General features: G+C 67.8%; 19 protein-coding genes. 9 read left to right on the top strand and 10 right to left on the bottom strand.

What is annotated here, in order from left to right:
• Positions 1-668: 668 nt before the first annotated feature.
• The 5 genes from N2652_11255 to N2652_11235 form a co-directional block, all read right to left on the bottom strand.
• The gene (locus tag N2652_11255) at positions 669-2,864 is read right to left on the bottom strand and encodes a hypothetical protein (protein MCX7819761.1); all 2,196 of its coding nucleotides are present in this window, start codon (positions 2,862-2,864) and stop codon (positions 669-671) included.
• Positions 2,861-3,601, bottom strand: coding sequence for an ATP-binding cassette domain-containing protein (locus N2652_11250; GenBank protein ID MCX7819760.1), 741 nt, complete (start codon positions 3,599-3,601; stop codon positions 2,861-2,863). Before N2652_11250 ends, N2652_11255 begins: the two co-directional genes overlap by 4 nt.
• A gap of 22 nt (positions 3,602-3,623) precedes the next feature.
• A complete protein-coding gene (locus N2652_11245; GenBank protein MCX7819759.1) occupies positions 3,624-4,439 on the bottom strand; it encodes an ABC transporter permease in 816 nt (271 codons plus the stop codon).
• Positions 4,440-4,454: 15 nt separating this feature from the next.
• Positions 4,455-7,733, bottom strand: coding sequence for a transcription-repair coupling factor (gene mfd / locus N2652_11240; protein ID MCX7819758.1), 3,279 nt, complete (start codon positions 7,731-7,733; stop codon positions 4,455-4,457).
• Between the two features lie 143 nt (positions 7,734-7,876).
• A complete protein-coding gene (locus N2652_11235; protein ID MCX7819757.1) occupies positions 7,877-9,103 on the bottom strand; it encodes a hypothetical protein in 1,227 nt (408 codons plus the stop codon).
• A gap of 158 nt (positions 9,104-9,261) precedes the next feature.
• Between N2652_11235 and N2652_11230 the strand changes: the two genes are divergently transcribed.
• The 7 genes from N2652_11230 to N2652_11200 all read left to right on the top strand — a co-directional run bounded on the left by N2652_11230 (position 9,262) and on the right by N2652_11200 (position 15,787).
• Positions 9,262-10,215: an NAD(P)-dependent oxidoreductase gene (locus tag N2652_11230; GenBank protein ID MCX7819756.1), complete on the top strand. Its 954-nt coding sequence runs from the start codon at positions 9,262-9,264 to the stop codon at positions 10,213-10,215.
• 186 nt (positions 10,216-10,401) lie between these two features.
• Positions 10,402-11,355: a GDP-L-fucose synthase gene (locus N2652_11225; GenBank protein ID MCX7819755.1), complete on the top strand. Its 954-nt coding sequence runs from the start codon at positions 10,402-10,404 to the stop codon at positions 11,353-11,355.
• On the top strand, positions 11,352-12,158 hold the full coding sequence (locus tag N2652_11220; GenBank protein ID MCX7819754.1) for an NAD(P)-dependent oxidoreductase: 807 nt from the start codon (positions 11,352-11,354) through the stop codon (positions 12,156-12,158). The genes N2652_11225 and N2652_11220 overlap by 4 nt, the downstream gene beginning before the upstream one ends.
• A complete protein-coding gene (locus tag N2652_11215; GenBank protein MCX7819753.1) occupies positions 12,155-13,141 on the top strand; it encodes a hypothetical protein in 987 nt (328 codons plus the stop codon). The genes N2652_11220 and N2652_11215 overlap by 4 nt, the downstream gene beginning before the upstream one ends.
• 5 nt (positions 13,142-13,146) lie before the next feature.
• On the top strand, positions 13,147-14,157 hold the full coding sequence (locus tag N2652_11210) for a glycosyltransferase (protein MCX7819752.1): 1,011 nt from the start codon (positions 13,147-13,149) through the stop codon (positions 14,155-14,157).
• Between the two features lie 59 nt (positions 14,158-14,216).
• On the top strand, positions 14,217-15,008 hold the full coding sequence (locus N2652_11205; protein MCX7819751.1) for a class I SAM-dependent methyltransferase: 792 nt from the start codon (positions 14,217-14,219) through the stop codon (positions 15,006-15,008).
• Positions 15,005-15,787, top strand: coding sequence for a sugar phosphate nucleotidyltransferase (locus N2652_11200; protein ID MCX7819750.1), 783 nt, complete (start codon positions 15,005-15,007; stop codon positions 15,785-15,787). Before N2652_11205 ends, N2652_11200 begins: the two co-directional genes overlap by 4 nt.
• Positions 15,788-15,828: 41 nt before the next feature.
• Here N2652_11200 and N2652_11195 read toward each other — a convergent pair whose 3' ends face one another.
• The 5 genes from N2652_11195 to N2652_11175 form a co-directional block, all read right to left on the bottom strand.
• Positions 15,829-16,824, bottom strand: a complete 996-nt coding sequence (locus tag N2652_11195) for a retroviral-like aspartic protease family protein (protein ID MCX7819749.1) — start codon at positions 16,822-16,824, stop codon at positions 15,829-15,831.
• A 55-nt stretch (positions 16,825-16,879) separates the two neighbouring features.
• Entirely contained in the window at positions 16,880-17,956 is a 1,077-nt protein-coding gene (locus N2652_11190) for a hypothetical protein (protein MCX7819748.1), read from the bottom strand.
• Complete coding sequence (locus tag N2652_11185) at positions 17,953-18,975, bottom strand: NAD(P)-dependent glycerol-3-phosphate dehydrogenase (protein MCX7819747.1); 1,023 nt, start codon at positions 18,973-18,975, stop codon at positions 17,953-17,955. The genes N2652_11190 and N2652_11185 overlap by 4 nt, the downstream gene beginning before the upstream one ends.
• A gap of 3 nt (positions 18,976-18,978) precedes the next feature.
• Positions 18,979-19,620, bottom strand: a complete 642-nt coding sequence (plsY, locus tag N2652_11180) for a glycerol-3-phosphate 1-O-acyltransferase PlsY (protein ID MCX7819746.1) — start codon at positions 19,618-19,620, stop codon at positions 18,979-18,981.
• 66 nt (positions 19,621-19,686) lie between these two features.
• Positions 19,687-20,868, bottom strand: a complete 1,182-nt coding sequence (locus N2652_11175; protein ID MCX7819745.1) for a M20/M25/M40 family metallo-hydrolase — start codon at positions 20,866-20,868, stop codon at positions 19,687-19,689.
• 242 nt (positions 20,869-21,110) lie between these two features.
• On the opposite strand from N2652_11175, the gene N2652_11170 reads away from it, so the two are divergent.
• Together N2652_11170 and N2652_11165 are read left to right on the top strand one after the other, a co-directional pair.
• Positions 21,111-22,262 carry a hypothetical protein gene (locus N2652_11170; GenBank protein ID MCX7819744.1) on the top strand — a complete coding sequence of 384 codons (1,152 nt, stop codon included), beginning with the start codon at positions 21,111-21,113 and terminating at the stop codon, positions 22,260-22,262.
• Between the two features lie 81 nt (positions 22,263-22,343).
• Positions 22,344-23,090 carry an SDR family oxidoreductase gene (locus N2652_11165; GenBank protein ID MCX7819743.1) on the top strand — a complete coding sequence of 249 codons (747 nt, stop codon included), beginning with the start codon at positions 22,344-22,346 and terminating at the stop codon, positions 23,088-23,090.
• Positions 23,091-23,093: the final 3 nt, after the last annotated feature.

The raw sequence follows: 23,093 nt of genomic DNA, 5'->3' as shown, positions 1-23,093 counted from the left end.
GATCGCGCACGCCTGGAATGCGGCTGATCTCGAAGACATTCAGTCCTTTACCGGTCGCGATCGGCACCTCGCACGACCCAGCCCCGGTCGCGGAAACTCAAGCGCGCGCTTGCGCAGAACTCGACGCGGCAGTCCGCGTGGTCTGCCACAACACCGGCACTGCGCCAGACTGACCTTTTGAATACCGCGGCACCCTGCTGGTGTGCCCGAGCGATTTCAGCGTCTCCGGCATGCCGACACCGGACCGGGCCGCGGAGCTTTTCTGGTCCAATGGCATTCTCGAGAGACCGAAGCGTGGGCGGTTCGATCCCGTGGCCTTGTACGATGCGCTTTGCGCAAGATGGTCAGGACCCCGAGCACCATTGGTGACCGTGCTAATCCGCGAAAACGATTTCTATCGACGCAACGGCCCGGGTTTAGAACCCCAACTATTCTGAGGGCGGCGCCCGGACCGCGTGGCCGAAATCTCCGCCGTTCCATATCCGCGCAAGCCCCGTGGAGTGATTCCTCACCGAGACGGAGCGGGAAACAATCTTTCGAGCGCAGGAACGACTGGTCGTGCACGTGTCGACCAATGCGGAGATCGTCACTTCCGCCGACATTGCAGAGATGCCCGACCGCGGCGACCACGGCAGTATGCTCTGGAAAGCCCAGCCATCGAGGTGCGGTCACTGTTCGGCGGGCGGGGACGCCACCGCAGAAAGCATGAGCCCGATCGCGCGGACCCGGAAGAACCCCCGAGGGGAGAGCGGCGGTACACATTCAAGCTCCACCTCCGCCCCCGAGCCGGGTTGAAGCTCCGTCGTCCACGCGACTGTCCCCCCCTGCCTGCCCATCACGCGCCTGGCAAGTTGCCGTCCGTTCCCTCGCACGCTTATCGTGGTGCCGGTGAGGGTACCGACGGGCGCGAGTTCCAGCGTCACCGCCAAGCGCGCCGCCCTTCCCGCGGTTCCCAATGCCATTGGCGGCAATTGCAGCCGTCCGCCCTCGAGCAGTGCGGCGCCGTGCCGCTCCGCCGTGCTGCCGGTCACAAATGGGGGCTGAAACCAACGCTGCGCAGACAACCAGCGCATGGGGCCCATCTCAAACCACACCACCTCGGAGCCCTGCTGAATTGCGGCGATCGGATCGGCCGGCACGGGCCCGTCGGCGCGGAGCCACCATTCCCCTTCGCGCTCCGCGGTGACCGCGTCGATGAGAAGCGAATGCAGACCGCACCCCTCCCCGCTCCACATGAGCAGCCCCCCATCGACCGAACGCCAGGCAAACATCCACCGACCAACGGGCGCTTTGCGCAGATCGAGCCATACCGCCTGCGATCCACCGGGCAAACGCATGCGCCCCGAAGCACTGGCGGGCACTCCGTCCGTCCAGGCCGTGAACCGGAGCAACCGATACCGCCCCTCGCCGAGTACGATTGTTGAGCCGCCGGGCGTTTTTTCCGCAGGCACGGAAAGCCGCCCCGCCTGCAGGAGCCACTCCTCCACGCGGACGCCGCCCCGCCGAACACGCGCCGGCGTGTAACACGCGGCGTTCAACGGTTTCGCAAAGACCGCTCCGGACGGAGCCCCCTCGCCCGCCGTCTCCGGCCACCGGAGCGGCGCATTCGCATGATGCAACACCAGTGATTCGATCGCACGACAGTCCCGCTCGATGAACAAGGGGCCGCCCGCACACACCGCATCAATCGCGGCCGCCGCGCGCCGGGTCTCCTGCCAGCCGAACCGGGGCCCGAGCGTCAAGGACGGCTCCATCATCGTGCGGCCGGCTGTCGCCAACAGCGCCGCCAGCACCGCGAGGGCGGTTGACGGACCGCGATAGCGCGGCGATCGCGCACGAAACCACTCGAGCACCTCCGCCCATCCCTCCGCCGCCATCCACGCGGCTCCCAGCCAGGCAATCGTCAAATATCGCGGCGCCGCAAGATACAGCGCATAGAAGGGAATCGTGATCACCGTTGCCGCCGCCAGCCATGCCGCAGGGTCACGACGTCGCACCGCCCGGGCCAGGCCGATCGCCGCGCCAATGCTGCCCAGCAGCCCCAGGCCGCCCACCCACCATTGCCACAGTTGCCACAGATTGGCCGCCGCCCGTCGCCACCGCTCCAGCTCGAACATTTCGTGGCGAAAGCCGTGCAGCTGGCCCGTCCATTCTTCCAGCCCCGTCACGGTGCGAGTGAACCACCATAGTGCAGCCGTAACCGCAAATGGCGCCGCAAACGCGGCGATTGCGCGGGCGCGCCCGCTCCACGGTTCGTCCCGCGCGGCAACCGCAACGCACACCGGACCGGCCAGCGCCAGCGCTGTCGGCTCTCGCGCGAGCGTGGCGAGCAGCCCGAGCGTGCCCGCGCCCAGCCACCGGCCCGCGGCCCGCGGCACATCCGGCAACACCGCCCAGAGCGCCGTCAGAAACAGCATGGCGGACATTTCGCGGTAGGGATGCAGCAGCCACTCCAACTCCAGCGGATGGGCGCGAACGACGATCGCAGGAACCGCGGCCAGCACAAACGCTCCCGTCCCGCCCGCCGCCCATCGGCGCGCGATCAGCAACCGCAGTGCGACCAGCCAAAGAAGCCCCAGCCCCCAATTGAGCCAGTACGGCGCCCAGGCCCCCAGCCACCGCCAGCACAGAGCCAGCATGACAGGCCACAGAGGAGAAATCTGCGCGAACGCGGTTCGCCACTCCGAGGATCCGATGGGCGAGCTCGCCAGTGTGCGGGCGAGCGTCAAATAAAGTTTCGGATCACTGGTGACCACATAGCTGACCACACGAAACTGCGCGAGCGTCCACAGCGTAGCCAGCAGCACTGCGATCGCAGTGAGCGGCGTGATCGGGCGCCGCGGGGAGCTGATCGGCCCCTTCACGCGCCCCCCTCATACGCCCGGATCACGTCCGCCATCGGTCCGTCCGCGCGCACCTGCCCGCCCTCAAGCCACACCGCCCGAGCGCAGAACCAACGGATGCGCTCCAGCGCATGACTCACCACGATCGCGGCGCCGCCGCGCCGGGTGAACTCCGCCAGCCAGTCAAAGCAGCGTGCCTGAAACTTCTGGTCTGCGGCGGCGAGCACCTCGTCCACCGCCACAATGTCCGGATCCGTGTGGATCAGCACCGCAAATGCGAGCCGCAGCAGCATCCCCGACGAGTAGGTGCGCAGCGGGGCGTCCAGAAACTCCGGGATGTCCGCGAACGCTTCAATCTGGTCGGCCCGCGCCTGAATCTGCGCGCGGCTCAGCCCCAGCAGCGAACCGAGCAGCCAGATGTTCTCACGCCCGGTGAGGTCGGGATGAACACCTGCGCCCAGATCCAGCAACGCCGCCACCCGGCCGCGCACCTCCACGGTTCCCATCGTCGGCCGCGTGGTGCCGGCCAACAATGTCAACAGCGTGGACTTCCCTGCGCCGTTCGGCCCCACCAGCGCCACCCGCTCCCCCCGCCGCAACTCCAGCGAAACCCCCCGCAGCGCCCACAGCATGGCCGGCCGCTCCCGCCGCGTAAGTCGCCGCCACAGCGCCTCGGCCAACAGCGGCGGATGCCGGACCGTCCGAAACGCTTTGCCGACACCGTCGAACCGCGCCAAGACGTCCGCCGTCGCTTGCAAGTTGGATCCACCCCCAGCGTCGTTACAGCTCGTCCGCACAGGTCGGTCCAATCCAGCGCGCCGCCAGCGAGGCCGTCGCGAGAGTCAGTGCGGTCACCGTCGCCGCGACCGACAGCGTCGAGAAATCCGGGGGCCGGCCGTCCAGAACCGCCCTCCGAGCGCCCTCGATGATTCCCACCAGTGGATTCATCGAGTAGACATGCCAGAGCCATCGGGGGGCGCGTAGGCGAACCGCGTCCGCCGAGTAAAAGACAGGGGTGAGCCAGAACAGGACCACCAAACCCGACTCGACCAGGTAGCGCATGTCGCGGACCCGCACGTTCAGCATGCACGCGAGCGTCGCCGCACCCGCGACCCATGCCAGCTCCAGTCCCGCTAGCAACGGCAACCAGAGCCAGTGCGCGGTCGGCGGTACGCGCCAGAAAAGAACGAACAGCCCCAACAGCGCCAGCTGCACCGCAAAGTGCAGTGCTTGGGAACACACCGTCGCGACCGGCAGCAGCACACGAGGAAATGGTACCCGCTTCACAATCGCGGCATTGAACTGCAGCGAGGGCGTCGCGGCCGCCAACGAAAGCGAAAAGAAATTGTAGGGCACGATCCCCAGCAGCAGGAACACCGGGAAATAGGGCCGATGAACGCCCTGCACCCCGTAGGTAAACACGAACGCGAACATGCCCAGCAGCACCAGCGGGTTGAGGAGCGACCACGCGACACCGAGCGACATGTTCCGGTATCGCGCGCAAAAATCCGCCCGCATCAGATTCGCGATCGCAAACCGCCAGCGCCAGACTTCGGCGAGAGTTTCCCGGGGCGGTGTCGCTTGCGCGTGGTGCATGAAGCCGTGCGGAACCTAGCCAAGACGACGCAGATCGGCAACTCCGACCGCCGACGATGAGGCGTCGCGAGCGAGCCGCCGCAAGAGCGACACGATTTCCGCAATCCGCGCCTCGGTGGTTTCCCCCCGCAGACGCGGTGCGCGCCCGTCAGGCATCCACGGTTCGCCCTCTCGGTAGAGCAGCAACCGATCGCCGTCGGTCTCCACTCGTTCAAAGCCGGCGCGGCTGGCCAGCAGGCGCAACCGCGTCAGCTCGAGCAGACGTGCCGCCGGCCGCGCCAGCGGGCCAAACCGGTCGCGCAGCTCCTCCGCGAGGTCGTCGATTTCCTCCTCGGTCAGTGCACCCGCGATGCGGCGGTACAGCTGCAGCCGCAGCGACTCATCCTCCACGTAGTCGGCCGGCAGGGCGGCGGCGGCATCCGCGAACACCGGATCGGGCGTATAGCGGATGAACTCAAGCTGCACCTGTGCGGTCGCCGGCGGCGGCGGCGCCTCCCCTCGAAGCTGTGCGATCGTCCGGCGCAGCAACTGACAATACAGATCAAAACCGACCGCCGCGATGTGCCCGCTCTGCTCGGCCCCCAGCAAGTTGCCCGCCCCACGGATCTCCAGATCGCGCATCGCGAGCCGGAATCCTGCGCCGAGGCCGCTGTGGCGGCGCAGCGCGGCGATCCGCTGCCGCGCGGTGTCGAGCAACCGCCCATGGCGCGGTAACAGCAAATAGGCGTACGCCTGATGCCGATACCGGCCCACGCGGCCGCGCAACTGGTACAGATCCGCGACGCCGAACCGGTCCGCCCGCTCGATCAAAATCGTGTTCACCCGCGGCATGTCGAGGCCGCTCTCGATGATGGTCGTGCAGAGCAGCACGTCCAGCGCGCCTTCCCCGAACCGCCGCATCACGTCCGCGAGCTGCCGCTCGGGCATCTGGCCGTGCGCAATGCCAATGCGCGCCTCCGGCACCAGCTGGCGCAGCGTCTCATGGCGGTGCGCGATCGTCGCCACTCGATTGTGGAGAAAGAACACCTGCCCACCCCGATCCAGTTCCCGCAAAATTGCCTCGCGGACCAGCGCGTCGTCCCACGGGCGAATGATCGTCTCGATCGGCAGCCGGTCCTGGGGGGGCGTTTCAATCACACTGAGGTCACGAGCGCCGATCAGGCTCATGTAGAGCGTCCGAGGGATCGGCGTCGCACTCATCGCGATCACATCCACCGTCGGCCGCCAACGCTTCAGCGCCTCCTTGTGCTCCACCCCGAAGCGCTGTTCCTCGTCCACGATCACCAGCCCCAGATCTCGGAACATGACGTCCGGCTGCAACAAGCGGTGAGTGCCGATGACGATGTCCACCGTCCCTTCCCGAAGCCGGCGAAGGGTCTCGCGCTGCTGCGATAGCGCACAAAACCGGCTCAGCATCGCGATCGTCACCGGAAAGGCGGCCATGCGCTCCCGGAAGGTGTCGAAATGCTGCTGCGCGAGCACCGTCGTCGGCGCGAGGACCGCAACCTGCCGCCCGTCCATCACCACTTTGAACGCCGCGCGCATCGCGACTTCGGTTTTTCCATAACCCACATCCCCGCAGATGAGCCGATCCGCTGGCCGCGGCGCCTCGAGATCCCGTTTCACTTCGGCGATTGCACGGGCTTGGTCCTCGGTTTCCACATACGGAAACGCCGCTTCAAATTCGGCCTGCCACGGTGTGTCCGGGCCGACCGCGTGCCCCGGCAATATCTGCCGCAGCGCCTGCGTCTCGATCAGCCGAGCGGCGAGATCGCGAATCGCCTTTTCCGCCGCGCCCCGCTCCCGTGCCCAGCGGCGGCTACCCAGCCGGTGCAGCGCCGGTGGGCGCCCTCCCACGCCGATGTACCGGCTCAACAGGTGGGCCTGATTCAGCGGCACATAGAGCCGCCCGCCCTCCGCGTACTCTACGGCGAGGACTTCCTGCAGCTCCCCACCCACCCGCACGTTCGTGATGCCTAAATATCGGCCGATACCGTGCTCGACGTGCACCACCAGCTCGCCCGGCTCCATCCGCCCCGGGTCGAGCAGACGCTCGCCCTCCACAGCAGCGGCCGTCCGGCGGCGTCCACCCGCCAACCGCGCCGCCGTGGGACCGCGCCGCGGGAACAGATCCGGCTCCGCGACCACCGTCAACGAGCCGTCCTCGAGCTCAAACCCTCCGGACAGCGGCGCGACACCCAGAACAACACCGGCCGGCCAGTGCGCCTCCTCCACGTACAGCTCCCGGAAACGAGCGAGCGATCCCTCCGTCGCCAACAGGAGCCACACCTCGCCCCCCCGCCGCGCTCGCGCCAGCCACATTTTCACTCGCTCCGCGCGGACCGCCGCCACCTGGTCGCTCGCGGTGTCCTCCCTCGCAGTCCACGGATCGAGCGCCCGCACACCGAGCGTCCAGGAGGCGCCTCCGCTCGACTGCGGCGCAAACACAAGGTGGCGCCCCCACCGACTCCGCACGTCCTCAAAGTCCGATCCCGTCGCAGCCTCCAGACGCTGATGCGCCTCCGCATGTTCGCGCAACAGCGGTTCGTCGTGCCAGACGAGCACCGCATCCGCCGGCAGATGATCCATCAACAGCGCCCCACCGGCCGCCTCGCGGGCCGGACCAAGTGTGACCGCCGTCACCCGCTCGATGGACCGCTGGCGGACCGGATCGAACGTGCGCATGGACTCGATCCGTTCACCCTGCCACTCCACCCGAACCGGCCACGGTTCAGCCGGCGGCCAAACGTCCAAAATCCCGCCCCGACCCGCCGCCTGCCCAGGTCCATCCACCTCCGCCACCCACTCGTAGCCGCCCTCCGCCAGAACCGCCCGAACGCTCTCCAACGGGATCGCCAGGCCGGTCGCAAGCTCCAAAAACGCGCCGAGCGCCTCCGCCGCCACGGTGGGCTGAAGCAGCGCCGCGATGCACGTGACGATCAGATCCGGCGGCCGCTCCCGCTGGCATTCCCACACCACCCTCAGCCGTTCGCCCTCAATGCGCCGACGCGCCTCCATCGAGATCATGCGGTCCGCCGGTTCGCGACGGCGAAACACACACCATCGCCGGCCCTCGGGCGCGAGCGCCGCCACATCGTCGGCGAGGGTCTCAAGCGAGTGCGGCGTATCGGTCACCCACACCACCGGCGCAGCGGCCAACTCCCTCAGACACCACGCCACATAGGCCTGCGCTGCCGCGGGCAGCGGGTCAAACTGGCACGTCCCTCCGGCCAGCGCCCGCAAAAGGGCTTCCTGATCGTTTGGCAACAGTTTCAGTGGTGGGCGCTCACGCATTCAAACGTCCAACGTAGACCTGCCCGCTGGGAGCGTCAAAACCCAGCACTCTCTAGCGTTCCATGCCGATGTTCTCGGACTTGCGGCCGCTCGCGCCCTCCCGCCCACCTGGGCAGAACCCCAGCGCGGCATGACCCCCTCGTTCACCGCCCGATCGCCGCGGCGTCCCCCTCTGGCCCCCATGCACTGGCCACCTCGGGCACCCCAAGGCAGCGCCGCAGTTTCGCCGCCAACCAGCGCAGTTCCTCCTCCGACAAGTGGGACATGCATCCCACCTTCGGCCGATTGTGAAAATGGAACTGCAACTCCATCACTGGCCGTTTGTTCACCTCGATGCCGCTCGGCCCGCACCGAACCGCTGCCAGATCGGTACGCGGATACCGCTCCTCGCGATTTCGAAGGGGACCACGACGACGTACCGCCAACACCGACGCGTTTGCGGCAATCAAGACGCGCTGCCGACCAAGCTGCACCGACCAGAGCAACAGCGCCACGCCCACGCCGCCAAAAAGCAGTACAGGAAGGAACATTCGCCCCATCCCACCGCCCGCGGCCAGCGCGGCCCAGGCCATCAGTCCCCAGAACACCAGCCACATGGCTGCAAAAATGATCAGACCGTGGCTGCCACGTAACAGCCCCGCCGGCGGCGCGTCGATCGCAATCCCCTCCGGCCCTTCGACCACGGTCACCTTGGTGTGGACCGGCGGGGGCGGCTCCGGTTCGATGGCCGCCGCTCCTCTCACACCATCACTGCAATCCGCCGCCTCGGCACCCCCCGCAACGGGCCGCCCCGTCATCTGAGCCAGCGCCTCCGCCAAAGGCCGCAACAGCCCCGCCGGATAGAACGGAGCGACGCACAACGGCTTTTCGCCCACAACACCCGCCAGGAGCGCTACCGAGCCGGACAGGCGAGCCGGCGGTCTCGAGGCGGAGGTCCCCCCGCCGACACTCTCCCAGGAAAAGCCGCGAATTCGCTCAAGCCGCCGGCTCCACGTGTGGCGGAATCCAAGAAACTCCTCCGTCAGGCGAAGATGACCACGACCAACCTCAAGAATGGTCCGCGAACGCCCCTGATAAATCGCGACACCCGCCGCGATGAGCGCCGCTCCGAGCAATAGCCCCGGCAGCGCGAGTATGCCGAAGAATACCGCAACCCACCGGACGGAGCCCTCGCTGGCCAGCGCCGCGCGAAGAGGAGCGATGATCCACATCAGCATGAACGCGGCAACGACGATGCCCGCCCCCACCAGCAGGAAGCCCACGACCGGCTTCGGCCGGCGGAAGGGCAGTTCGATCCGCCCCCCGTCGAACGTCTCCACGACGTTCGCCCCCTGCTGGACCAACGCTGCACGGATGTCGACGCTCAACATGGCCATCTCACTCTACCCCGGCTCAGCTGCACCTCCAATCGCGCCCCCCACCGACGAGGGAGCCCTCACGGTCGCTGCTTCCGACCCCAACCCGGCCGGCGGTTGCGATCCAGCCAAGCCGGTTGAAGAGCAGCGCCACGGCCGCTACTCTGGCGCGCATGAGCGCGCCTCGCTTTCGCCACGTGCTCGTCACCGGCGGCGCCGGTTACATCGGCTCAGTACTCGTGCCGATGCTGTTGGCCACCGGCCGACGCGTCACCGTGCTCGACAATTTCCTCTATCAGCAAACCTCGCTGCTCGATTGCTGCCACCATCCGAACTTCGAGCTCGTCCGCGGCGACGCGCGCGATGAGCCGCTGCTGCGACGGCTGCTCGACTCGGACGTGGAGGCCATCCTCCCGCTCGCCTGCATCGTCGGTGCGCCCGCCTGCGACCGCTGGCCGGCGGAAGCCCGAGCGATCAACCTGGACGCGATTGCCGCGCTGATCCGCCTGCGGCGCTCCGACCAGTGGATCGTCTTCCCAAACACGAACAGCGGCTACGGCATCGGCGAGACCGGAATCGAATGCACCGAAGAGTCACCGCTTCGTCCCGTCTCGTTGTATGGCCGGCTCAAGGTCGAAGCCGAACGTCTCGTGTTGGAGGCCGGCAACAGCGTCTCACTTCGGCTCGCCACCGTGTTCGGCATCAGCCCCCGCATGCGCCTCGACCTTCTCGTGAACGACTTCACCTGGCGCGCCGTCACCGACCGTTTTGTGGTGCTGTTTGAGGCGCACTTCAAGCGCAACTACATCCACGTACGCGACGTCGCCCGCGCATTTCTGCACGCGCTGGAGAACATCGACCGCATGGCCGGGCAGGCCTACAACGTGGGCCTCAGCGATGCGAACCTCTCCAAGCTCGAGCTCTGTCTCGAAATCAAGAAGCAGGTGCCGGAGTTCACGATCATGGAGGCCCCCGTCGGCCGGGACCCCGATCAGCGGAACTACATCGTCAGCAATGCGAAAATCGAAGCCACCGGCTACCGCCCAGAGGTGTCGCTCCAGCAGGGCATCGCTGAACTGATCAAGGGATACCAGATTCTCCGTGGCCCCCGCTTTTCCAATGTCTGAGCGGTTTTTCACCACGCTCGAGCGGCCGCAACGCGCGACGGCGCCGGCGCTCTGGCCGTCCCACCGCTCCGCCGGCCGCACAACCGGCGCCTGCCGGCCAGCGCGAATTGGCCAGCGACCCGCGCGAGCAAGCGACAAAGAACGTCACTGCAGGCTCGCGAGCAGCCGATCTCACCGCGCGCGACAATGAGCACTCCCTTTCAGCGGATCCTCGTCACCGGTGCCACGGGCTTCCTGGGCCACCACATCGTACCGGCACTGCGCAGCAGCTTTCCGACCGCCGACATCATCGCCGTCGGCCGGCGCGACTGTGACCTGCTGCAGCCCAATGCCGCGGATCGGTTGCTGGCCGATGTCCGGCCCGACGCCGTCGTCCACCTCGCCGCGAAATCCGGCGGCATCGAAGACAACCGCCTCCGACCAGCGGACTATTTTTACGAGAATCTGGCGATCAACACCGCAACCTTCCATGCCGCGTTCCGTGTGGGTGTGCGAAAGTTCCTCACGTTGATCGGCGGCTGTTCCTATCCCGCTCGTGCGGTTTCACCGATCAGCGAGGATCAGATGTGGAACGGTTTTCCTCAGATCGAAAGCGCCGGCTACTCGGTCGCGAAGAAAGTGTTGCTCGTCCAGTCGTGGGCCTACCGTGCACAGTACGGCTTCAATTCCGTCGTGCTGATTCCCGGCAACGTGTACGGCGAGCACGACAACTTCAACCTCACCCAGGCGCACGTGATCCCGGCGCTAATCCGCAAATACATTGAAGCTCGGGACCGCGGTGACGCGGAAGTCGTCGCGTGGGGCACCGGCCGACCAACCAGAGACTTCGTCTACGCCGGCGATGTCGCGGCGACCATCCCCTGGTTCCTCGCCCATTATGACTCCAGCGAACCGGTCAACATCTCGACCGGCACGCGAATCTCAATCCGCGAACTGGCGGAGACGGTCGCGCGCGTCGTCGGGTTCCAAGGCCGGATCCGTTGGGACACCTCGAAACCGGACGGGCAGATGGACAAAATCTTTGACGTGTCGCGGTTGCGCGCGCTAGGGCTGAGCTGTTCCACCTCGCTGGAGGAGGGGTTGCGGCGCACCGTCGCCTGGTTCGAACGGGCCCGTCGGGAGGGTAACGTCCGCTTATGAAAGGGGGCCGACGATGCGTCGTGCTCGGCGCGCACGGCTTTGTTGGCTCCGCGGTGGCGGCGGAGGCTGCCCGGCGGGGATTCGAATTGCTGGCGGTGGACAAGGACAACTACGACGCCGCCCGAGGCGCAACGAGCGAGCTGCTCATCAACGCAAACGGCAATTCGAGAAAATACCTCGCCACGCAGGATCCTGCGCTTGAGTTCGATCTTTCCGTCCGCAGCGTGCAGCGATCGCTCCACGAATTCCGCTGCGCGCAGTACGTGCACCTGTCTTCCTGTGACGTCTATCCCGATCCGTCCTCACCGGCGACGACGGCGGAAGACTCGCCGATCGAATCCTCACGGCTCTCCCAGTATGGGTTTCACAAGTGGCTTGCGGAACAGATCGTGCGTCACGATGCGCGCCGCTGGTTGATTCTACGCATGGGGGGGTTCGTCGGGCCCCGACTTTGGAAGAACTCCATCTACGACCTGCTGACCGGTGCCCCGTTGCGCGTGGATCTGGCCTCGGCGTATCAGTACTTGGACACCCGCGATTTCGCCCGGATTTTGTTCGACCTGATTGAACGGGGCGTCGAGGAACGCGTGATCAACGTGGCCGGGGAGGGCATCGTCACGCTCCGGGAAGTCGCCGAGTGGCTGGGCCGCGACGCTCCGGCACACGTCGGCGGGATGCTGCCGGTGGAGCGATATGAAATCTCTCTCGATACGCTGCGGCGCTACTGCCCGCCCCCGTCCACCCGCGAATCGGTCCGGCGGTTTCTCGACGAGTGCCGCCGCACGGGGGGCATCCCACGATGATCATCGCGCGCGCGCCGTTCCGCATTAGCTTCTTCGGTGGCGGCACGGACTTTCCGGAGTTTTACCGCGCGCACGGGGGCGCGGTGCTGGGCGTTACGCTGGACCGCTACGCCTACATTGCGCTGCACCGTCTGAACCCGATCTTCGCCCACCGCTACCGCGCCAGCTACTCGAAGACCGAGCTGGTGGACGTGCCGAGGGAGTTCCAGCACCCCTTGATTCGAGAATGCCTCGGGCTGGTGCCCACGCGCGGAGGGGTCGAGATCGCGCACGTCGCCGACCTGCCCGGCCGCACCGGCATCGGCTCTTCATCCGCGTTCACCGTGGCGCTGCTCTATGCGCTGCATGCGTTCCGCGGCGACCGGGTGGGCCCGGAGGATCTCGCCCGCGAGGCGATCGAAGTGGAACGGGTGCGCGTGGGCGACGCGGGCGGCCATCAAGACCAGTACTTCGCCGCCTACGGCGGCCTGCTGCGGCTCGACTTTGGTCCCGGCGATCGGGTGCGGGTGCACCGCGTCGGTCTGCCCGCGGCGGCGCTGACGGAACTCGAACAGCGGTTCCTCCTTTTTTACCTCGGGCGCGAGGACTCCGCGCAGCACATTCTCGCCGAACAGCGCCGACGGATGCCCGGCAACACGCGTTCGCTGCGGCGCCTCACCGAGTTGGTCGAGCTTGGCGAGGCCGCATTGCTGGCGGCCGACTGGACCTCCTTCGGGCGTCTCCTGCACGAAGGTTGGACCTTGAAACGCGGCCTTGCCACCGGCATTTCCAACCGCGAGATTGACGCCGCCTATGCCGCCGCCCGCGCCGCCGGAGCACTCGGGGGCAAGCTGCTGGGTGCCGGCGGCCGGGGCTTCTTGCTGATCATGGCCGAACCCGCCCGCCACCGCCGGATCCGGAACTCCCTCGCCCGCCTCCAGGAGGTCCCCGTCCGGCTGGGGCAAACCGGCGCAACCCTCGTGCTGCGGGAGCCCGAACTCTGATGGCAATGTCCGAAGCTCCCGCCCCCGCAATCTCCATCGTCATTCCGTTCCGTAACGAGGCCACCACGCTGCCCCTCGCCCTCGACTCGCTCGCGAGGCAACAGTTCGACCGGCCGTTCGAGGTGATCTTCGTGGACGGGCATTCGACGGATCCCTCGGTGGAGGTCATCCGCAGCCACCCGCTCGGTCGGCGCGCCGAGGTCCGCATTCTTTCATCCCCGGCCGGTCGCACGGGCATGAACCATGCCCGCAACGACGGCGCGCGCGCCGCCCGCGCGCCGATCCTGCTGTTCATGCAGGCGGATGTCCGCATCCGCGATCCGCAAGCACTCCTGAAAGTCCTCCGCGCATTCGACGACCCCACCGTGGTCGCGACGACCTTCACGGGGTTGGGCGCCGGCGAGGACTTTTATCGCTACGACTTCTGGGGCCAGGTGTTTCTGGCCCGCTATCAGCGCCTGCGCTGCGAACACGACCTCGATACGAAGTTCAACGGCGTCCGCCGGGAGATCTTCGAGAAAATCGGCGGCTTTGACGAGGCGAGGTTCCCGTTTGGCGGGGAGGACTTCGACTTCCGCGTGCGCCTGCTGCGCGAAGGGCGGCTCGCGGACACGGGCGTGGAGGTCGAACATCTCCACGGCTACGGCCGCCGCCACACACCGCTCGGCCTGCTACGGAAGTACGCGCGAAACGCGGAGTGCATGGGCGCAACCGTGCCCGTCTACCTGCGGCATCTCGAACACGAGCCCGGCTATCTGCGGCACCTGGTGGCGCGGACGATGCTGTGCGTGGCCTGCCTCGCGACACTGGTGCCGCCCGCCTGGCCGTGGGCACCTCTGGTGGTCCTGGCGTTCGCGTCGCTATGGAGCGCCCCCGTCTGGCGCGAGGTCCGCGGCTGGCGCCTCATCGCGGTGCCGCCTTTTGCGATCGCAGCAATGTACGTGTTCACAGTGTACTACCTGCGCGCTCTGATCGCGGGACGCACCGCCGTGCGCCTGACCACCACCACCGGATGAAAACTCCGCCCCCCCAACCTTGCCGACCGCCGCGAATCTGCGCCGCGGACGTGCGGCGCGTGCACGCGCTGTGCACCCGGCTGGATCCCACCTTGCGCACCGTCCGTGTACACCCGGAGGCCTACCGCGGAATGTGGAACCGGTACCGGGCGATCATCACCGCATTCCAGGACCTCGAACTGCCGGCCCCGACGGGCCGGGGCCTCGAGGTCGGCGTCGGCGAAGGAACACTGTTGCTGCTGCTGCAGGAGTTCGTGCCGCAAATTCAGTGGCACGGCCTCGACATCCCCCGCCGACACGCCCTCTACCAGGCGGACTTCGACGCCCTGCTCCGCGAGCGAAAGGTCGAGCTCACCGAGGCCGATCTGACCCGGCAAGGCATCCCGTTCCCGGACTCAGGGTTCCTCGCGATATCGTTTTCCGAAGTCGCCGAGCATCTGCCTCCCAATGCCCTTCTGCCCACACTGCACGAGATCCGGCGCGTGCTCGTGCCTGGTGGATTGCTCGTCGCCACCTCTCCCAACCTCACGTCGTTGCTGAACCGCTTCCTCATCGCGGTGGGCCGCAGCCCCTTTCACCTCCCCGTGCCGGAGGACGTCGGCGGATGCGCAACGTACCCCTATATTCATCTGTTCACCGCCGGCGAATTCGAGGCGCTGTGCCGGCTGGCCGGCCTCGAGCCGCTCCGCCGCGAACACATCACCTATCTGGCCAACGCGTTCTTCTCCGCGGGCCGCCCGCTGCGCAACGCGGCGATGCGTGTCTACCTGCTCCTCGAACACTTGCTCGGCACACTGCTGCCAGATTTGCGCGACGGCTGGCTCGTCGCTGCCCGCCGTCCCCCGCCGTGAGCTGCCCACTGATCATTCTCTGCGGAGGACGTGCGACGCGCCTGGCCCAGCTTTTCCCCAACACCCCAAAGGCGCTGGTGCCGGTGGCAGGCCGGCCGTTCCTGATGTGGCAGCTGGAATGGGTCGCCCGCCAGGGGGTCCGTCGGATCCATCTGGCTGCCGGCCATCTCGCCGACCGCCTTGTTGCGTGGCTCGACGCAACGGCCCAGCGCGTCGCGGGCTCCAACGCAACGCCCGCGCGCTGGCAGATTCCGGTCGACCCCGAAAGTCCCCCGCTCGACATATCACTCTCGGCGGAACCCGCACCGCTGGGCACCGGCGGCGGCCTCCGGCATGCGGCCGGAGCGCTCGCCGCCCTCACGCCATTCGAACGGGTGCTGGTGCTGAACGGCGATTCGCTCTTGCCCAATTTCAACCTCCAATCCTTGGAGCGCGAACTGGTGCGGATGCCCAACCCTTGGACCGCGATCGCCATCACACCCGTGTCCGACGCCACCCGATTCGGTACCGTGCGCCGCGACGGTCCATTCATCAGCGGCTTCGCCGAAAAAGGGGCGGGGGGCGCCGGCTGGATCAATGCCGGTGCTTACGCAATGACCCAACGCGCGGTCGCCTCCATCCCGGCAGACCGCCCCAGCTCCATCGAGCTGGACTGGTTTCCCCGGTGGGCTGCTGCGCGTTGTCTGCTCGGCATCGAAGCACCACCGCCCCTTCACGACATCGGCACCCCTGAGGGACTCGCAGAGCTGGAGCGCACAATGAAGTCCAACGGCGTCTGACCACAACGGCGCCATGCGGCCGGCGCGGCGACGACGGCCACTTATTCCCGGCCCTCACGAACCACCCACAACCGCCCTTGTTCGAAGTCGAGCACCCACCGCCGGCGCTCAAACGCCCCCCGCCCGATCAGCGCGAACGGCAGGTTAGCGTGGCCCTGACCCGTCGCGCCAATCCATAACGGGACTCTCCCCCAGCCCATCCCCCCCACCGAAAGCTCCACCTCCCCCGCCGCGTGAGCGACCACGCGCCCCCCCATCCCGTGGGCGAGCACCGCCCGCCCGCGGGGAGGCGGCAGGCCGACCGTCCGGGAAAGCGGACCCGGCACGTACAGCGCGAACTCGCTCCCCGTGTCCAGCACCGCATGCATCCGATAACGACCGTCCACTTCGATCCTCAACACGGGCAGCCACGAGTTCTCGACCAGCGGGATCGCCACCGCGGTCTCCGTCTCCCTCAATACCGCAGCGCCGCCCAGAACGATTGCGCCGCGTCGTCCATCCCAACCCAGCCGTCCCGCACCTCTGACCACGTCCACTCCCAGAATCAGCTCCGCCGCCCGGCTGCGACCGCCCGCAAACGGCCGCGTCGGATCTCCACCGGCATCGGCGATACCGACCGGCACGTTCGTCAGCAGCCAGTCGCCCAGCCGGAGCTCTCGGATTCGTGCGGCCGTCGCGCAAAAGGAAGCGCCAAGGCCCTGTCCGCTCCACGGAGTCAGCTTGTTGGTCGCGCCATTCATCGGGTCGGCCGCAGCCGCCACACCACACCGCCGCGCTGCCGAAGATTCCAGGAGCGTGATCGTTGAACCGGTATCCACCAGCGCCAGCACGAGCCGACCGTTCACCGCTACGCGGACCACCGGCGCGTCGGCGCCGTTCGGCCCGCCCTCCCAGTAGAGCACGACGCCGTCGGCCGCCGGCCCCCTCGCCCCGCTGCTCCCCGCCATCACCCTCGCGCCGCGGTCGGCGTTCGGCCCCCGCATCCACGGCGCCGCCGGTTCCCCAATCTGCCGGCATGCCGCCAGCGCCGTCAGCACGCCGCACGCAAGCCAATAACACGGAAACCGGCACCGCACGGATCGACCGTCGGCCTCAGGGTTCGGCGGACGGCTCCGTCACTGGGCGCTCGATGCGAATTTCGTTCCGGTGATTGTCCAGCACAATCACATACCGACCGAGCGCTCGAAGCCCCAGCCGTGTCAGCTCCGGAAACCCCAGACCCAGGTCGCCGAGCGCCGCCGGCCGCAGCTCACGCAGCACCAGATCCCCGACGGTCACCTGGCGCAGCGGAGCGGGCGGCGGTGCCGCCATCGCGATCTCAAACTCTCCGGCGAGATCCAGCAACAGCAGCCGCGTCTGCCCTTCCACCGTCCCCTTGACCACTGGCGCGTTGTAACCGGGCTCGAGCCGCAACCGTGCCAGCGTCGCGCCAGAGGCGCCTTCCGGCTCGCTCTCCGGCCGCGAGGAGAACAACATCCGCCGGGCGGGAAATTCCCAGCGGACCCACTCAAAGGCACGCAGAAAACTCCAACCCAACACCACATCGGCATCTTGGGCATCCGCCGAACGGCTGAGCGGCCACAGCGGTCCCCGCAGCGGCCTCGCATAAAAGAGCACCGCGTTCACCGGCACCAGGTCCACCACCAGCGACCGCGCCGCACACAGCGCGCCCCGGCTCGAATCCGGCACATGCTCCGGCACCCCGTACACCAGCGGCGGACCCAATGGCAGCAGCCCGTACGCGCGCGCGCGGTCCAATGAGGTCCAGTTGGCCGACGAGGTCGGATCCACCAGCAGCTTTGCGGCACGCCCCTCCAACGATCCCTCGATCAACGGGAGCCGCGAGTACTCGGGCGAGATGAACACCGCCACCGCGTCAAGCCCCGGTTGCGGCCGATGTGCATTGATGAAAACGGGCACGTCGCCCTCACCGATCACCACCGACACCGCCAGCTCTCGCGGATCCACAGCGCGCCGAACAAAGGCCTGCACCTCCCGCTCGGAGTTCTGCAGACCGGAAATCGGCCGCCCGTCGGGGGTCGTCCGCAGCAGCCTCCCGCCTCCCCCGCAGCCCCCCGCGCACAGCACCACCGCCGCAATCTCCGCGATCCACGCCCACCGATACCGTTTCGCCAGCACGTTGACCTCCCCGTATCGTCCCTGCGTCACCGCCCTCCACCCGCGAACGACACCATCGACTGCTCGGGCTTCGGCTCCCGACGCAGCAGCCGGTCGACCGCCTCGCGGCACGTCAGCACGCCCTCCACCACATCGCGCACCGCCTCCGCGATGGGCATCTCCACTCCATGCTCGCGAGCCAGAGTCGCCACCTGCCGGCAGTTCAGTGCGCCCTCCACCGTCGGCGCGGCGCCGCGCAGCAGATCCACCGCTCGCTCACCGCGCCCGAGCCGTTCACCAAATGTGCGATTCCGGCTGGCCCGCCCGTAACACGTCAGCATCAGGTCCCCGACGCCACTCAGGCCCGCGAATGTCTCCGGCCGCGCCCCCAGCACAACCCCGATGCGAATCATTTCAGCCAACCCGCGCGTGACCAACGCCGCCTTCGCGTTCTCGCCCAGCCCCAGACCGTCACAAGCCCCCGCCGCGATCGCCACGACGTTCTTCAGCACCCCTCCGAGTTCCACACCCGCGACGTCATCACTCGTATACACGCGAAAAGTCGGCTGCGCGAACCACCGCTGCACCGTCTCCGCCACCTGCCGCTTGGCCGCCGCGACCACCACCGCAGTCGGCACGCCGCGCGCCACCTCGTCCGCAAAGCTCGGTCCGGACATCACCGCGATGTCAACCTCTCCCATCACCGCCGCAATCAGCGCACTCATCGTGCGCGCCCGCTCCGGATCTAGCCCTTTCGTCACACTCAACCACAACGGACCGGCCGGGCCGGCCGGGCGAAAGCGTGCGAGCACCGCGGCGGCAAAACGAGAGGGCACCGCGAACACGACCACGTCCGCTTTTTGCACTGCCTCGGCGGGCTCGGCCGTCCACTCGATCGCATCCGGTAGCGGCACCCCCGGCAAAAACCGACGGTTTTCCCGACTCTTCCGTGTGTCCGCAATCAGGTCGGGGTCGGGCCCCCAAACGCAAACGCGGTGACCGTTGCGACACAGACACAGCGCCAGCGCGGTCCCCCACGCCCCATCACCAATCACCGCTGCCCGCGCCATGAGTTACTGACCCCCCTCGCCGGCCCGTTTCACACCGATCGCCGGCTCCGTCCCCTCCAGCAAACGCCGAATGTTTGAACGGTGCCGCCAGACTACCAACGCGCCGAGCACCGTCAGCGCCCAGGGACGCCACACATCAACCCGCGCATAGACCACCCAGGCGGCCAGCGGCACTGCCAACGCCGCCGCCAACGAGGCGAGTGAAATTATCCGGCGCATCGCGAACACCACCGCCCACGTCGCCACCCCCACCACCGCCGCCGCCGGCGCTACCCCCAGCAACACCCCCGCACAGGTCGCAACCCCTTTCCCTCCGCGAAATCGCAGCCATATCGGCCAAATGTGCCCCGCGACCGCCGCCGCCCCGCACAGCAGCCCCAACCATGGCGGCGACGCAGCCGCGGCCATCCGCTCGCCGACCCACGGCGAACCGACCGCCGCCACCCACCCCTTCGCCGTGTCCAACACGAATGTCAGCACTCCCCACCCCCACCCCAAGGTCCGCCCGACATTCGTTGCCCCCACATTCCCACTGCCGACTCGTCGGATGTCCACTCCATGCGCGCGCCCGATTAGGTACGCGAACGGCACCGACCCCAGCCAGTAGCCGGCCAACACGCAACCTGCCACCCAGTACGCATCCATCCCGCCCATCATCCCGTCCCCGAACAACGGCCTCAAGCGGCGCCGCGCCACCGGGCGAACGGCCGCTCAGCCCGGCTGCCTCATCAGCTCGAACACCAGCCGGCAGCCCGCCAAATATTCCGACAGCTCCACGTACTCCTCGACACTGTGCGCGTTGTGCTGGCCGGCGCCCAGCGTGACCGTTGGAATCCCCTTCTCGACAAGAGGATTCGCATCCAAACCACCATTGACCACCTCGGTGACCGGCGAAAGACCAATCGCCCGAACCGCGCGGATGGCGGTCCGGACCGCCGGATGACTGCGCGAAAGACGAAACGCGCGATAGTCCGACCGCTCGGAAAACTCAACGCTCGCCCGATCGCCTTGCACGTTGCGGACCGACGCCGCCGCGCGCTCGAATGCGCGGCGCCACGCCGCGACAATCCGGCGGAGAAACGCGGCGCTGTGACTCCGACACTCACCATGAACGTCGACCCGGTCCGTCACCTGGTTTGTCGCCTCCCCCCCGGCAATGATGCCCGCGTTCGCGGTGCCGCGCCCCCTGCGCCGCTCGATTTTTCCAAACCACCCCTCCGCTGCCGCCCGCTCGATCGCGCGGGCCGCTGCCAACATCGCCGACACCCCCCTCTCGGGCCACATGCCCGCGTGACTCGACCGGCCGCGCACCACCGCGGTCCACCGTGAAGCACCAATCGCGCCAACAATCACTCGAGCCGGATCGCCCGCATCCAGATTGAAGCCGATCGCCGGCCGCCCCAGATCGGAGGGCCGCACCGCCTTCGCCCCATACAGGCCGATCTCCTCTCCGATCGTGAACAGCAGTGTGATCGGCCCGTGATCCGTACCGCTGCGCAAAAGCGCCTCCGCGGCCGTCACCAGCGCCGCCACCGCCGTGCGGTTGTCTGCCCGTACCGCGCTCGCACCCCGCGCAACAATCCGGTTGCCCCGTCGAACCGGCACCGCACCACGACAGAGCGGAACGGTGTCCATGTGACCCAAAAACAATCGCCGCGGCCCTCTCCGTGTGCCCGGCAGCCGCACGATCAGGTTTCCCTGCCGAAACCGCCCACCCAGGCGTCGCGCCGCGTCGTCCTCGAGAATTGCCGCCCGCGGACAGCCCGCCGCGAGCAGCCGCCGCCGAACCTCCTGCGCAACCCTCCCCTCGTCACCGCTGAGCCCTTCGATCCGCAGAAACGACATCAGATGCTCGATCGCGCGACTGTCCACAATGTGCCTGTCCGTGCTCATCGGGTTTCCTCTCAACGCACCAGTACTGAATCCCCTTCACCCGTGCTTCGCAAGCCACCCCCACCGCCGCCACTGCGGGGGTGGCTCTGCGGCGGCCCGTCTCGCACCGGTTCGGATGCGACGCTGCGCGGCGCCCACTCCCTGCGGCCGAAGGGTTCACCGCGCGGAATCATCGTCCCGTCCCCTTGACTCAGCAGCCGGCCGCTCGTTAGTGTCAGCGGCCAGGTCGGAGGAACGCGCAAGTGAAGCCAGCCGCGGCCAACACCTCACTCGGAACGATCGCGGTCGCGGCCGCGATCATCACCGCGGTGCTCGGCTGGAACTGGCAGGTCACGTTCCGCGGCGAGGTGTTGGGCTTCTATCGAATCGGCAGCCAGCGCCCCCACTCTCCCTTCGTCACGCCGCCCCCCCACGTTCTGGCCCGGGGAGAAGTCGGGTACGACGGCCAGATGTACCTCGCCATCGCACTCGATCCGGCGTTGCGCCACCCGGGCAGTCGCGCCGCGCTGGATAATCCGAGATTCCGCTACCGCCGGATTCTGTTCCCACTGCTCGGCCATCTGGTGACTTTCGGTCACCGCCCCGCGATTCCGTACGCGCTGATCGCGATCAACGCCGTCTGCTACGTCGCGATCGTAGCGATCGTCGCCCGGCTGTTGCACGCGCAATCCGTCGCGCCGTGGAGCGCACTGATGGTGCTGGCCTCGCCCGGCCACTGGATTGCCCTTCTGTTCACCACCGCCGACCTGCTCGCCGCAGTGTTCTTGCTGCTCGCAATCACCGCAACCGTGCGCCGCCGCGCCGCGCTGTTCTCGTTCTGCTACAGCCTGGCGGCCCTCGCACACGAAACGATGCTCCTCACGGCCGGGATCCTCGTCCTGCCGTGGCTGGCTGAACGCCGCTGGCGGCACGTCGCCATCGCGCTCGCCGGCGCAACGCCGCCAATCGCATGGAACCTGTTCGTTCTCGCCCACCTGCCGGCTCACCGCAGCTCGCTCGGCGTGACCGAAAGCTTCGGCCTGCCGTGCGCCGGTATTTTCGCGAAGTTCGCGGACATCATCGCAAGCCCGGTGAGCGCAAAATGGCTGTTCGATGCCGTCGCCTTCGCCGCGATCAGTGCAACTTTCGTGCTGCTGGTCACCGCTGCAGTGAGCCAACGGCCAGTCTCCCCCCCCACGCTGTGCGCACTCGCCTATCTGGGATTCTTCCTCCTGTCCCGGCTGCACATCCTCGGCTATCACATCGACTTTCTGCGGGTGTACGCGAACGTGGTGCCGATGGCGGTGCTGGCGCGCCCACACTTTCCGTGGCCGCGGCTTGGCTCGGCCCTCTTGACGGTCTGGGGCGTCTTGAGCGCCGGCTTCGTCACTGCGTTCTCCCTCGGACTGGTCTGAATGCATCAGCCTCGACGGCCAGAGGCGGCCGGTGCGCTTGCCAGTGGACTGCCTACGTCCGATAGTTCGGCCGAAACCCCGATGATGACGGAGCTTGCTGGCCATACGGCGCTGGTGACCGGCGGAGCGGTCCGCATCGGCCGTGCCGTTACCCTTGCGTTGGCCCGGGCGGGCGCTCACGTGGTCATCCACTACCGCCGGTCGGCTGACGCAGCTCGCGAACTGGCCGCGCAACTTCACCACGAAGGCGCGCAAGCCTGGACGATCCCCGCAGACCTCGCCGATCCCGCCGCCCCCGACGATCTCATCCGCGAAGCGCTCGCCCGGGCCGGCCAGCTCACAATTCTGGTCAACAACGCGGCCGTGTTCCACAAACATGGCTGGGGGGCGGTCACGGACTCTGCACTGGACGCCGAGCTGCAGGTTAACCTTTGCGCGCCTGTACTGCTGATGCAGGCCTTCGCGCTACGCGTCCGCACCGGCGTGATCGTGAACCTCTTGGACCGGCGGATCGCGAGTGTCGACCCGACATGCGTACCCTACGAGCTCTCAAAAAAGGCGCTGGCAGCGGCAACCCGGTCGGCGGCGCTCGCGTGGGCCCCCAGCATCCGCGTCAACGCGGTCGCCCCCGGCGCGGTGCTGCCGCCGCCGGGTGAGGGCGCCCACTACCTGCGCGATCGCGCCGGCCGCATCCCCCTCGGTGGCCCCATTCCACCGGAGGCGGTCGCGGAGGCGGTACTGTTCCTCGTTCGTGCCCGCTATATCACCGGCCAAGTCCTTTTCGTCGATGGCGGACAGCACCTCCTGGGGGCCGAGCCATCGGCCTGAGCC

This window comes from Kiritimatiellia bacterium (assembly GCA_026417735.1).
In the GTDB taxonomy this organism is placed as follows: domain Bacteria; phylum Verrucomicrobiota; class Kiritimatiellia; order PWTM01; family PWTM01; genus CAACVY01.
This window is presented reverse-complemented; position numbering and strand designations above follow the sequence as displayed.